The 13,241-nt window shown below is 49.1% G+C and carries 9 protein-coding genes, 2 rRNA genes and 1 other annotated feature (1 of these 12 cut by a window edge); all 11 genes read right to left on the bottom strand.

Annotation, left to right across the window (positions count from 1 at the left end; genetic code table 11):
• Positions 1–3 (bottom strand) — a binding site (T-box leader) (it extends 216 nt beyond the left edge of the window).
• Positions 3–1,451: a glutamate--tRNA ligase gene (gene gltX, locus P401_RS0114895; protein ID WP_029343080.1), complete on the bottom strand. Its 1,449-nt coding sequence runs from the start codon at positions 1,449–1,451 to the stop codon at positions 3–5. (Overlaps the previous feature by 1 nt.)
• A gap of 43 nt (positions 1,452–1,494) precedes the next feature.
• On the bottom strand, positions 1,495–1,977 hold the full coding sequence (ispF, locus tag P401_RS0114890; protein WP_029343079.1) for a 2-C-methyl-D-erythritol 2,4-cyclodiphosphate synthase: 483 nt from the start codon (positions 1,975–1,977) through the stop codon (positions 1,495–1,497).
• 2 nt (positions 1,978–1,979) lie between these two features.
• Positions 1,980–2,663 carry a 2-C-methyl-D-erythritol 4-phosphate cytidylyltransferase gene (gene ispD / locus P401_RS0114885; RefSeq protein WP_029343078.1) on the bottom strand — a complete coding sequence of 228 codons (684 nt, stop codon included), beginning with the start codon at positions 2,661–2,663 and terminating at the stop codon, positions 1,980–1,982.
• A 132-nt stretch (positions 2,664–2,795) separates the two neighbouring features.
• Positions 2,796–3,881: a PIN/TRAM domain-containing protein gene (locus P401_RS0114880; RefSeq protein WP_029343077.1), complete on the bottom strand. Its 1,086-nt coding sequence runs from the start codon at positions 3,879–3,881 to the stop codon at positions 2,796–2,798.
• 127 nt (positions 3,882–4,008) lie between these two features.
• Positions 4,009–5,385 carry a DNA repair protein RadA gene (radA, locus tag P401_RS0114875; RefSeq protein WP_029343076.1) on the bottom strand — a complete coding sequence of 459 codons (1,377 nt, stop codon included), beginning with the start codon at positions 5,383–5,385 and terminating at the stop codon, positions 4,009–4,011.
• Between the two features lie 76 nt (positions 5,386–5,461).
• Entirely contained in the window at positions 5,462–7,909 is a 2,448-nt protein-coding gene (gene clpC / locus P401_RS0114870) for an ATP-dependent protease ATP-binding subunit ClpC (RefSeq protein WP_029343075.1), read from the bottom strand.
• Entirely contained in the window at positions 7,909–8,982 is a 1,074-nt protein-coding gene (locus tag P401_RS0114865) for an ATP--guanido phosphotransferase (RefSeq protein ID WP_029343074.1), read from the bottom strand. The genes clpC and P401_RS0114865 overlap by 1 nt, the downstream gene beginning before the upstream one ends.
• Entirely contained in the window at positions 8,975–9,403 is a 429-nt protein-coding gene (locus P401_RS0114860; protein WP_029343073.1) for a hypothetical protein, read from the bottom strand. The genes P401_RS0114865 and P401_RS0114860 overlap by 8 nt, the downstream gene beginning before the upstream one ends.
• A gap of 25 nt (positions 9,404–9,428) precedes the next feature.
• Positions 9,429–9,884 (bottom strand): CtsR family transcriptional regulator, encoded by a 456-nt coding sequence (locus P401_RS0114855; RefSeq protein ID WP_029343072.1) that lies wholly within the window; start codon positions 9,882–9,884, stop codon positions 9,429–9,431.
• 131 nt (positions 9,885–10,015) lie between these two features.
• A 5S ribosomal RNA gene (gene rrf / locus P401_RS0114850) occupies positions 10,016–10,131 on the bottom strand.
• 47 nt (positions 10,132–10,178) lie between these two features.
• A 23S ribosomal RNA gene (locus P401_RS0114845) occupies positions 10,179–13,092 on the bottom strand.
• Positions 13,093–13,241 lie beyond the last annotated feature (149 nt).

The raw sequence follows: 13,241 nt of genomic DNA, 5'->3' as shown, positions 1-13,241 counted from the left end.
CGTTATTCTGCTTCAAGCCGTGCAAGCACACGGTCTTTTCCTAGTAATTGAATCGTGTTCGGGAGTTCTGGACCATGTGTCTGTCCTGTCGTCGCGACACGAATTGGCATGAACAAGTTTTTACCTTTTTGACCAGTCGCTTTTTGCGTCGCTTTGATCGATGCTTTGATTGCTTCTGGTGTCCACTCTTCGAGAGCGCGTAACTGGTTCGCGAATTCTGTAAGTACAGTTGGAACCGTCTCGCCACTCAAGACAGTGTTTGCCTCTTCATCATACACCACTTCGTCCTCAAAGAACATCTCTGAAAGCTTGACGATTTCCGCGCCATGCGTCATCTGTTCGCGGTATAACGCGACAAGATCACGTGCCCAAGCGAGCTCTTCTTCTGAAGGCGACGCTTCGACGCGACCTGCTTCTTGTAAGAACGGAAGACTGGCTTCGAATACTTCTTCGAACGATTGATGTTTCATGTACTGACTGTTGATCCAAGCCAATTTGTTTTGGTCAAAGACAGCTGGACTCTTCGAGAGACGATCCGCGTCAAAGATTTCGATGAACTCTTCTTTCGTGAAGATTTCTTGTTCGCCGACCGGTGACCATCCGAGAAGCGTGATGAAGTTGAGCAATGCTTCCGGGAGATAACCGAGCTCTTTATACTGCTCGATGTACTGAATGATCGAGTGATCACGCTTCGAGAGTTTCTTGTGTGATTCGTTGACGATCAATGTCATGTGACCGAACGTTGGGTATTCCCAACCGAACGCATCATAGATCATCATCTGTTTCGGTGTGTTCGAAATATGATCATCGCCACGAAGAACATGGCTGATCGCCATTAAATGATCGTCGATGACGACGGCAAAGTTGTACGTCGGAATGCCATCTTTTTTGACGATGACCCAGTCACCGAAGTCTTTTGATTCGAATGAGACATCGTCTTTAACGATATCATTCCATGTATACGTGACATCCTCCGGTACACGAATCCGAATTGACGGCGTGCGACCTTCTGCGCGGAACGCTTCTTCTTGTTCTGCTGTCAGGTTACGGTGCGCTCCTGAATAACGTGGTGCTTCTCCGCGTGCGATTTGTGCTTCGCGTTCTGCTTCGAGTTCTTCCGATGTCATGTAGCAACGGTAAGCAAGTCCTTTTTCAAGTAACTCATCCGTGTACTTTTGATAGATATCGAGACGTTCCATTTGTGAATAAGGACCGTACTCGCCACCGCGACCTGGACCTTCGTCCCAATCGACACCGAGCCACTCGAGGTTCTTCATTTGACTCTCGACACCACCTGCGATGTTCCGCTTTTGGTCCGTATCCTCGATTCGTAATACCATCTTACCGCCTAAATGGCGTGCAAACAGATAGTTAAATAATGCAGTCCGGGCATTCCCGATATGCAAGTGTCCTGTTGGACTTGGGGCATAACGTACTCGTACTTCTGCCATTGCCAATCACTCCTTCGACTAAAATTCGCTTATCTAGTATACCTTATTCTTCGATTCGTTTCAGTAGAATCACTGCTTGACAAGCGATTCCCTCTTCACGTCCCGTAAAACCTAACCATTCCGTCGTCGTTGCCTTGACATTGATCTGTTCAATGTCCGCTTCGAGTAATTCCGCGATCCGCGCACGCATCGTGTCGATGTAAGGACGCAGCTTTGGTGCCTGTGCGATGACTGTCGCATCTAGGTTGCCAAGCTCATACCCTTGTTGTTTAACAAGCGCGTAAACATGTTGTAGCAATTTTGCTGAATCGGCATCCTTGAATTCCGGATCCGTATCTGGAAAATGTTTTCCGATATCCCCTGCTGCGATCGCACCAAGTGCTGCGTCGGCAATCGTATGTAATAAAACGTCTGCATCCGAATGACCGAGCAATCCTTTCGTATGCGGAATCTCGATGCCGCCTAAAATCAATTTCCGATCCTCTGCAAAGGCATGTACATCAAAGCCTTGTCCAATTCGAATCATCGTCATTTCCCTCGTTTCATTAGAATCGCTTCACCGAACCAAAGATCGTCCGGTGTCGTCATCTTGATATTTTCGTAGTGACCGTGGACGATCGTTACTTTTCCTCCGTCCCATTCTATCAAACTTGCATCGTCGGTTCCTAGGTATTTCGTTGCCGCTTTTTCATGAACCGTACGAATCGTCGCAAGATCAAACGCTTGCGGTGTCTGGGCTGCCATCAGGTGCTCCCGCGGAACGGTCTCGCTGATGTGGTTCGCTTCAATCCGTTTGACGGTGTCTTTGATCGGCACGGCAAGAATCGCTGCTTGATCCAAAGCTGCCGCCTGGACGACCGCATGAATCGCTGCTTGTGAAATGAACGGTCGGGCACCATCATGGATCAGAACAATTCCTTCGCCTTCTAACGCCTCAAGACCACGGAGCACACTTTCCTGACGTTCGGCACCACCCGTGACAAGTTTAATCGATGTCTTATAAGACGCGATAATACTTGTAAACCATTCCTGTTCTAGTGGATTGATCGCGAGGACGATTTCCGTACAAGCTGGATCTGCCTCGAAGACATCTAGTGTCCAAGCGATGATTGGACGGTCTCTCAGTTCAAGCATCAATTTATTACGATCTGCGCCCATCCGCTTACCGGCACCGGCAGCGGGGATGACGACGCGATAGGTGGTTGTAGACATCCCATTCCCTCTTTTCTCTCTCACTGATCATCGTGATTCATTCCATCACACCGAAAACGGACTCGATCATGAAATCGAATCCGTTGCGGGGTCTATCCGAATGCCTCTCGATGTCTCTCTAGGCATAGTGTCTCATTTTTCTTGTGGTTTCGCAAAAATCATTCGTCCAGCTGACGTCTGCAAGACACTCGTGACGACGACACCAATCGTTTTCGAAATGAGGTGTTTGCCTCCTTCGACGACGACCATCGTCCCATCTTCGAGATAAGCGATGCCCTGTTTTTGTTCTTTCCCTTCCTTGATGACAAGGACGGTCATCTCTTCTCCTGGAATGACGACTTGTTTGACGGCATTCGCCAGATCATTGATGTTGAGAACAGGAACATGTCGGACTTCACAGACTTTGTTCAAGTTATAGTCGTTCGTGACGACGATGCCTTTGACGAGTTCCGCGAGTTTAATTAGCTTAATATCGACTTCCGGTACATCCTCGAAATCGCCGTCATAAATTTCGACCTCGACTCCAGGGATGTCTTGTAACTCTTTTAAGACATCAAGTCCACGACGTCCACGGTTTCGTTTCAACGTATCGGAAGAATCCGCGATGTACTGCAACTCACCGATAACGAATTGCGGGACGATCAGTTTTCCTTCGACGAAGCCGGTTTTCGTGATATCCGTAATTCGTCCGTCGATGATGACGCTCGTATCAAGTACCTTGCTGTTTGATTTAACTGGAACGACGACTTCAGGTGTTGCTTTTTTCTCACTTTGGTTGCTGCGTAAGAAGATTTTCGTCAATTCATGACGTTTACGATACCCGACCGTAAAGCCGAGATATCCGAATAACGCGGTCACGAAAATCGTTAAGACGTTACTGAGGACAGGAATACCTACTAAATCAATCAATGTACTAACAAGGAAAGCCAGTACCAACCCGATCAACAAACCAAATGTTCCAAAAAAGAGATCTGGCACTGGGGCTTTGACGAGTCGTTCTTCTAAAAATCGGAGAAGTCGAATTACCGAATCCGTAATGAATAATCCAATTAATAAGAATATGAGTGCACCAATCGTTCCAGTTACGTATTCGCTCATCAACCAGGCGGGGAATGTCGTATTCGTTGCCGTTTCAATTAATTGGAAGAACTGAGGCAGCAACAAAATCCCGAGGGCAAGTCCGAGTAATGCAAAAAATACCCGAATGACGATTTTCAATCTTCTCACCTCCTTTGCTTATTTTAAGTTCATTGTAACATGTACTGATTTGAACTACCTACGCCGGAAGGAGGGGAAACTGTTTACATATCCATTACAGTTCCCCCATTTTTTGCGTCATTCCAGTTTAAAACGGAATTGTTTCACGTAATGCTTCGTCCACACTCTCGACACCAACGACCGTAATTCCATCCGGATACGTCCAACCACCCAAGTTGTTTTTCGGAATGATGGCGCGTGTGAAACCAAGTTTAGCTGCTTCTGCTACACGTTGTTCGATCCGCGATACACGGCGAACCTCACCTGTCAATCCGACTTCACCAATCACGACATCCGTCGGACGCGTCGGTTTGTCACGGAAACTAGAAGCAATCGCAACACAAACCGCCAAGTCAATCGCAGGTTCATCAAGCTTCACACCACCGGCTGCCTTGAGGTAGGCATCTTGTGTTTGTAAGAGAAGACCCGACCGTTTCTCAAGAACAGCCATCAATAAGGCAACCTTATTTTGATCGATTCCGGTCGCCATCCGTCTTGGATTCCCGAATGACGTCGGTGAAATCAACGCTTGTAGTTCAACGAGGACCGTCCGTGTCCCCTCCATGGAAGCGACGATCGTCGAACCAGATACACCGGATGTCCGTTCCTCGAGGAAAATTTCTGACGGATTCAAGACCTCTTCAAGACCGGACTCCCGCATCTCAAAAATTCCGATTTCATTCGTTGAACCAAATCGGTTTTTGACGGCACGCAGAATCCGGAACGTATGGTGACGTTCGCCTTCGAAATACAAGACGGCATCCACCATGTGCTCCAGTAAACGTGGTCCAGCAATCGAACCCTGTTTCGTGACGTGACCGACGATGAAGATAGCAATACCGCGACTCTTCGCAATTTTCATCAGCATCGCCGTACATTCACGTACCTGTGTCACGCTGCCGGGTGCGGACTGGATTTCATCGATGTAGACGGTTTGAATCGAGTCGATGATTAAAAAACGTGGCTGTTCTTCATCGACGACACGTTCAATCATGTTCATATCCGTCTCACTGAGGACGAACAAATCTTGTGTCGGTAAGCCAAGCCGTTCCGCGCGCAATTTGGTTTGTTTAAGCGATTCTTCCCCTGAGATGTAGAGCACTTTTTCGCCACGTTGAGCAAGGCGTGCACTCGTCTGCAGCAAGATTGTCGACTTCCCGATCCCTGGGTCTCCTCCAACAAGCACCATCGAACCTGGAACGATACCTCCTCCGAGGACACGGTCGAATTCACCACTTCCGGTAAAGACGCGACTCTCTTCTTGCGAGACGATGTTCGCGAGACGCTCTGGCTTCAATTGTTTTGTCGTCGTATGAACGAAAGCGGCACCGCGCCGTCCTTTTTTCTCTTCGACGACTTCTTCGACCATCGTGTTCCATTCCCCGCACCCGGAACAACGTCCCATCCATTTCGGTGATTCGGTCCCACAGCTTTGACAAACGAATTTTGTTTTTAACTTAGCCAATCGATTCATCCTTTCTGTTTCAAAAAAAGGACCAGCTTCGCTCAGAAAGTGCGAAAGCTGGCCCTGTGCTCAGTGCTTATTCCGTTGCGGCAGAACTCACGTGATTCCGGCGAACGATGAATTCGTTCTCTTCGACATCAAGCGCAACACGTTCTCCTTTTTGGATATCGCCTGCGAGCAATGCTTCTGACAACCGGTCTTCCGCTTCCCGTTGAAGGGCACGACGGATTGGACGTGCGCCGTACTCTGGATCGTACCCGATATCAGCGATCTTCGAGAGGGCAGCTGGTGTCAATTCGAAATGAATTTCCTGTTCAGCCAAACGTTTTTCAAGGGTTTTCGCCATCAACTTCACGATCTCTTCGATGTGTTGTTTCTCGAGTGAGTGGAAGACGATCGTTTCATCAATCCGGTTCAAGAACTCTGGACGGAATGCCCGTTTGAGTTCTTCCATGACTTTATCTTTCATGTCTTTGTATTCGCGATCCGTATCTTCAGAAACAGCGAATCCAACATATTTATTCCGTTTAAGGGCACTTGCACCGACGTTCGATGTCATGACGATGATCGTGTTACGGAAATCAACCGTCCGACCTTTCGAGTCTGTTAAGCGTCCATCATCAAGTACTTGCAAGAGAATGTTGAAGACTTCTGGGTGCGCCTTCTCGATTTCATCAAGTAAGATGACCGAATACGGTTTCCGGCGAACTTTTTCCGTTAATTGACCGCCTTCTTCGTAACCGACATATCCTGGAGGTGAACCGACGAGACGGCTCGTTGCATGTTTCTCCATGTACTCTGACATGTCGATCCGGATGATCGCATCCTCATCTCCGAACATCGCTTCGGCAACAGCGCGTGCGAGTTCTGTTTTACCAACCCCAGTAGGGCCGAGGAAGATGAACGAACCGATCGGACGTTTTGGATCTTTGAGTCCAGCACGTGCGCGGCGGATGGCTTTTGAAATCGATTTAACGGCTTCGTTTTGACCGATGACACGATCGTGAAGGATTTCTTCGAGACGAAGGAGACGATCCGTCTCTTCTTCCGCGATCTTCGTGACCGGTACACCTGTCCAGTTGGCAACAACTTGTGCGATGTCATCTTTTGTGACTTCAAGTTTTTCATTGCCTTGTTTATTCTGCCATTCCTCTTTCAAACGCTCAAGTTCATCGCGTAATTTTTGTTCTGTGTCACGAAGACTTGCTGCTTTTTCAAACTCTTGGCTTTGGACAGCTTCATCCTTGTCCTTACGGATACCTTCGAGTTTTGCTTCGACTTCTTTTAAGTTCGGTGGTGCTGTATACGAGCGTAAACGAACTTTTGATGCCGCTTCATCGATCAAATCGATCGCTTTATCCGGAAGGAAACGATCCGAAATGTATCGATCCGACAATGTGACGGCTTCTTGGATTGCTTCGTCTGTGATCGTCACACGGTGGTGTGCTTCATAACGATCGCGAAGACCAAATAGGATTTGTGTTGCTTCATCCGTCGTTGGCTCTGCGACTTGGATCGGTTGGAAACGACGTTCGAGTGCCGCATCTTTTTCGATGTATTTCCGGTACTCATCAAGAGTCGTTGCTCCGATACACTGAAGTTCGCCTCGTGCGAGTGATGGTTTAAGGATGTCCGATGCATCGATCGCACCTTCTGCTCCACCCGCTCCAATCAATGTATGCAACTCATCGATGAAGAGAATGATGTTCCCCGCTTGACGAATCTCATCCATGACCTTTTTCAAACGATCTTCGAATTCACCACGGTATTTCGTACCAGCGACGAGTGTTCCCATGTCGAGTACCATGACACGTTTATTGCGTAACGTCTCCGGCACTTCGTTGTTGATGATTTGTTGAGCGAGACCTTCGACGACAGCCGTTTTACCGACCCCTGGTTCCCCGATCAAGACCGGGTTATTCTTCGTCCGGCGGCTTAAGACTTCGATGACGCGTTGAATTTCTTTCGCTCGACCGATAACTGGGTCAAGACGTGTTTCGCGCGCTTGTTGTGTCAAATCACGAGCAAGACCATCAAGTGTAGGTGTTGCGACACCTGAACCTGCTTGCGACGCGTTTGCTGTCGTTTCGCTGTTCCCGAGCAACTGGAGTACTTGCTGACGGGCTTTTGAAAGACTGATGCCTAAGTTATTCAAGACACGAGCAGCAACGCCCTCTCCTTCTCGAATCAATCCGAGCAAGAGGTGTTCTGTCCCAACGTAAGAGTGACCAAGTTTACGTGCCTCATCCATTGATAACTCGATGACCTTTTTCGCACGTGGTGTATAGTGAATCGTCGTTGCACCATCTTGTCCGCGACCGATCAATGCTTCGACTTCCATTTGAATTTTATCTGAACTGAGACCGAGTGCTGTTAAGGCTTTCGCAGCGATTCCGTCTCCTTCACGTACAAGTCCGAGTAAAATGTGTTCTGTTCCGATATTGTGGTGCCCCAACCGTACTGCCTCTTCTTGAGCAAGTGCCAATACACGTTGTGCACGTTCTGTGAATCGTCCAAACATCATTATGCAAAACCTCCTTGTGTGTGATCCCTGTTTGTCTGTTCGGTTAACATCGTCCGGATTCGTTTCGCCCGTTCGATGTCCCGTTCTCTAGATGTTAATTGTTTCCCGAAATGCTTTTGTAGAAAACCTGTTTGTAGTGATACGAGCAGTTGATGAAAAAGATTTGGAGGAAGATTGACCTCTAGTCCCAGACTATCTGCTAAGCGGACATCCGATAGTCGTTCCGTTGCTTCCCGCGCTGTAATCAGTCGAGCTGATGTCAGGATGCCATAGGAACGATATAGTCTGTCCTCTAGTTCTTCTTGATACATCTCCAATAATCCTTTTCGTGCTGCCTGTTCTGCTTCAATTAATGCTTCAACGGCAAATTGATAGTCCGTGATTAGCATATCCTCGCTTGCCCCAAGCGTCCGTTGGTTCGACAGTTGAAACATACGACCAGATGCATCGCTTCCCTCGCCGTAACGCCCACGAATCGCGAATCCAAGCTGTCGTAAGTGTTTGATATAGCCTTGAATCTGATTCGTCAGGACCAGTCCCGGTAAATGCAACATCACGGAAGCACGAAGACCTGTTCCGACGTTACTCGGACATGTCGTTAAATAACCAAGCGTGTCATCAAAAGCAATTTTAAATCGTTCACTGATCAAGCGATCGACTTGTTTTGCGATCCGAAACGCTTCTTCAAGTTGAAGTCCCGGTAATAACGTCTGAATCCGGAAATGATCCTCTTCATTGACCATGACACTGATCTGCTCATCTTCACTGATGAAGAGTCCTGTCCGTGGATGACTCGCTAACGCCGGACTGATTAGATGCTTTTCTACTAAAGCGGTTCGAGTCAGGACATCCGCCTGATCGACGCGACCAAACCGAAACCCTTTCATCCCGTTTAGTTGGCGTTCCGTCTCGTCAATGAGCGCATTGGCTTGTGCTTCTGACAACATCGTTGAGAACGGATAACGTGTCGTATTGCGCGCCAATCGGATCCGTGTCGAAACGACGATGTCGTCAAAGGGAGAAGATTGATTCATCGATTCGCTTAAAGGGTGTTGGAGCAACTCTTCAAACATGACGCAAATCCTCCTCGACACTTTCAATCTGTTGTTTTATGATTTCTGCTTCTTCATAGTCTTCTGCTAAGATTTTGCGATTGAGTTGTTCTTTCAGTCGACTGAGCTGCTGGTTCAATCGTTTTTCCACGGATTCCTCATCAGGTCGTGAGCCATAGTGTTGCGTATGACCGTGTTGGAACTGACGAACCATGCCGTCGACTTCGTCTTTAAAAAATGAATAACAAGTCGGGCAACCGACTTTACGAAGATGAAGCAATTGTTGACGGGTCATACCGCAAGACGGACACGCCGTCCCTTGATATTCACGTGCTAACTCCCGCACACAAACCGAGCATAAGAACTTCTCATCGGTTTCCGATTCTTGTGGAAGTTTGACACGGACGATTGCTTCTCGTTCGCCACATCGTTGACAACGCATCATGCATTCCTCCAATGTCCGACGACTAGAGTCGCTTCATGGTTTGAAGAAGCGTCCGCATCAAGTGGGCACGCATCCGGTGTTGATCTTCGACCGCCATTGGCAAACTCTCTTTTTGCAACAGCGATTGAATCAAAATAGCTTCCCGCCGCGTCAGTAATTGTTCGTTCATCAAACGAATCAAATAATCTTCTGCAGCTTGTTCCGTCAAATGATCATCGATCCATGAACTGACTTCATCTAATAGATCGTGACTATCGAGCACAACGATTTTTTGAATCCGAATGTATCCACCGCCACCCCGTTTACTTTCAACGAAATAACCCTTTTCGACCGTAAAACGAGTATTGATGACGTAGTTGATTTGTGATGGAACACAGTCAAAACGCTGTGCAATTTCTTGACGTTTGATTTCAATCGTCTTTTCGTCGTGTAAAATTTGCTTTAAATAGGCTTCGATGATATCTGTGATGTTTTGCATTGGCACCACCTCTCTGACCATCTTTGACTATTGTTTGATTTAATAGTAATCATCTAAAAAAAGAAATGCAACTGATAAGGCTTTTTATAAAACACAAAAAGACCGACCTGCAATCTGCAGATCGGTCAAGTGCCTGGCAACGTCCTATCCTCACAGGGGGAAGCCCTCAACTACTTTCGGCGTTCAAGTGCTTAACTTCCGTGTTCGGCATGGGAACGGGTGTGACCACTTGGCTATCGTCACCAGACGATCGGGCTCGCGCCCTCAAAACTGAAGTCATCAACAAGCATCTGCTAGAACAAGGCCTCGACCGATTAGTATCACTCAGCTCCACATGTCGCCATGCTTCCACCCGTGACCTATCTACCTCATCGTCTCTGAGGGGTCTTTCTTGATTACTCAAAGGGAAATCTCATCTTGGAGGGGGCTTCATGCTTAGATGCTTTCAGCATTTATCCCGTCCGCACGTAGCTACCCAGCGATGCTCCTGGCGGAACAACTGGTACACCAGCGGTGCGTCCATCCCGGTCCTCTCGTACTAAGGACAGCTCTCCTCAAATTTCCTGCGCCCACGACGGATAGGGACCGAACTGTCTCACGACGTTCTGAACCCAGCTCGCGTACCGCTTTAATGGGCGAACAGCCCAACCCTTGGGACCTACTCCAGCCCCAGGATGCGATGAGCCGACATCGAGGTGCCAAACCTCCCCGTCGATGTGGACTCTTGGGGGAGATCAGCCTGTTATCCCCAGGGTAGCTTTTATCCGTTGAGCGATGGCCCTTCCATGCGGAACCACCGGATCACTAAGCCCGACTTTCGTCCCTGCTCGACTTGTAGGTCTCGCAGTCAAGCTCCCTTCTGCCTTTGCGCTCTACGAATGATTTCCAACCATTCTGAGGGAACCTTTGGGCGCCTCCGTTACTGTTTAGGAGGCGACCGCCCCAGTCAAACTACCCGCCTGACACGGTCCTCCAGCCGGATGACGGCTGCGAGTTAGAGACTCTATGCATGAAGGGCGGTATCCCAAGGGTGACTCCTCCGAAGCTGGCGCTCCGGGCTCGACGTCTCCCGCCTATCCTGTACATCATGCACAAAGCCTCAATATCAGGCTGTAGTAAAGCTCCATGGGGTCTTTCCGTCCTGTCGCGGGTAACCTGCATCTTCACAGGTACTATGATTTCACCGGGTCTCTCGTTGAGACAGTGCCCAAATCGTTACGCCTTTCGTGCGGGTCGGAACTTACCCGACAAGGAATTTCGCTACCTTAGGACCGTTATAGTTACGGCCGCCGTTTACTGGGGCTTCGGTTCAAAGCTTCGCTTGCGCTAACCCATCCCCTTAACCTTCCAGCACCGGGCAGGCGTCAGCCCCTATACGTCATCTTGCGATTTAGCAGAGACCTGTGTTTTTGCTAAACAGTCGTTTGGGCCTATTCACTGCGGCTCTACTCATGTAGAGCGTCCCTTCTCCCGAAGTTACGGGACCATTTTGCCGAGTTCCTTAACGAGAGTTATCCCGCGCGTCTTAGAATTCTCATCTCGCCTACCTGTGTCGGTTTACGGTACTGGCGCCTTCCCCCTCACTAGAGGCTTTTCTTGGCAGTGTGAAATCGTGACCTACGTCCCTACGGGACTCCGCATCGTTCCTTGACTTTGGTGCCTGACGGATTTGCCAATCAGACGGTCTTGAAACTTGCACATGCACTTCCATCCGCATGCGTCACTATCCTCCTGCGTCCCCCCATTGTTCAAACGGTGGATCGGCGGTACAGGAATATCAACCTGTTATCCATCGCCTACGCCTTTCGGCCTCGGCTTAGGTCCAGACTAACCCTGAGCGGACGAGCCTTCCTCAGGAAACCTTGGGCTTTCGACGGAGGGGATTCTCACCCCTCTTTTCGCTACTCACACCGGCATTCTCACTTCCAAACGCTCCACTGCTCCTTCCGGTACAGCTTCACAGCGGTTTGGAACGCTCCCCTACCATTCCTTACGGAATCCGCAGCTTCGGTGGTATGTTTAGCCCCGTTACATTTTCGGCGCGGCGCCACTCGACTAGTGAGCTATTACGCACTCTTTGAATGGTGGCTGCTTCTAAGCCAACATCCTAGCTGTCTAGGCAGCGCCACATCCTTTTCCACTTAACATACACTTTGGGACCTTAGCTGGCGGTCTGGGCTGTTTCCCTCTTGACTACGGATCTTATCACTCGCAGTCTGACTCCCGAGTATAAGTTGCTGGCATTCGGAGTTTAACTGAATTCGGTAACCCTGTGGGGGCCCCTAGTCCAATCAGTGCTCTACCTCCAGAACTCTCAACCTCGAGGCTAGCCCTAAAGCTATTTCGGGGAGAACCAGCTATCTCCAGGTTCGATTGGCATTTCACCGCTACCCACACCTCATCCCCGCACTTTTCAACGTGCGTGGGTTCGGACCTCCAGTCAGTGTTACCTGACCTTCATCCTGGACATGGGTAGATCACCTGGTTTCGGGTCTACGACAACGCACTGAACGCCCTGTTCAGACTCGCTTTCGCTACGGCTCCGCCTCATCGGCTTAACCTCGCGCGTTATCGTAACTCGCCGGTTCATTCTACAAAAGGCACGCCATCACCCGTTAACGGGCTCTGACTACTTGTAGGCATACGGTTTCAGGATCTATTTCACTCCCCTTCCGGGGTGCTTTTCACCTTTCCCTCACGGTACTGGTTCACTATCGGTCACTAGGGAGTATTTAGCCTTGGGAGATGGTCCTCCCGGATTCCGACGGGGTTTCACGTGTCCCGCCGTACTCAGGATCCACTCTGGAGGGAAAACAGTTTCAGCTACAGGGCTGTCACCTTCTTCGGCCGACCTTTCCAGGTCCTTCACCTACTGTCTTCCTTTTTGACTCCGTATAGAGTGTCCTACAACCCCGAAGAGCATGCTCTTCGGTTTGGGCTGTTCCCGTTTCGCTCGCCGCTACTCAGGGAATCGCATTTGCTTTCTCTTCCTCCGGGTACTTAGATGTTTCAGTTCCCCGGGTCTGCCTCACGCTACACTATGTATTCATGTAACATGTCCCATCCCATTACAGATGGTGGGTTCCCCCATTCGGAAATCTTCGGATCAAAGCATACTTACTGCTCCCCGAAGCATATCGCTGTTCGTCGCGTCCTTCATCGGCTCCTAGTGCCAAGGCATCCACCGTACGCCCTTCATACCTTGATCTAGCGTTGGTATTCTAAGAACACACGTCTTAAATGACATGGTTAATTAAAAGTTTGATGTCTTGTTGATGTCTTCAGTTTTCAAGGTGCGAGTGTCTCTATCGAGACTGAGAGACGAGCTCTCAAAACTGAACGATGGGCATGTCCCGT

The sequence above is a fragment of the Exiguobacterium acetylicum DSM 20416 genome (genome assembly GCF_000702605.1).
Classification (GTDB): Bacteria; Bacillota; Bacilli; order Exiguobacteriales; family Exiguobacteriaceae; genus Exiguobacterium_A; species Exiguobacterium_A acetylicum.
The sequence above is the reverse complement of the archived record's forward strand: the minus strand, read 5'-3'. Positions and strand labels throughout refer to the sequence as shown.

Coding starts and splice junctions, on each gene's coding strand:
- gltX (WP_029343080.1), bottom strand. CDS start 1,451: ATGGCAGAAGTACGAGTACGTTATGCCCCAAGTCCAACAGGACACTTG.
- ispF (WP_029343079.1), bottom strand. CDS start 1,977: ATGATTCGAATTGGACAAGGCTTTGATGTACATGCCTTTGCAGAGGAT.
- ispD (WP_029343078.1), bottom strand. CDS start 2,663: ATGTCTACAACCACCTATCGCGTCGTCATCCCCGCTGCCGGTGCCGGT.
- clpC (WP_029343075.1), bottom strand. CDS start 7,909: ATGATGTTTGGACGATTCACAGAACGTGCACAACGTGTATTGGCACTT.
- P401_RS0114865 (WP_029343074.1), bottom strand. CDS start 8,982: ATGTTTGAAGAGTTGCTCCAACACCCTTTAAGCGAATCGATGAATCAA.
- P401_RS0114860 (WP_029343073.1), bottom strand. CDS start 9,403: ATGCGTTGTCAACGATGTGGCGAACGAGAAGCAATCGTCCGTGTCAAA.
- P401_RS0114855 (WP_029343072.1), bottom strand. CDS start 9,884: ATGCAAAACATCACAGATATCATCGAAGCCTATTTAAAGCAAATTTTA.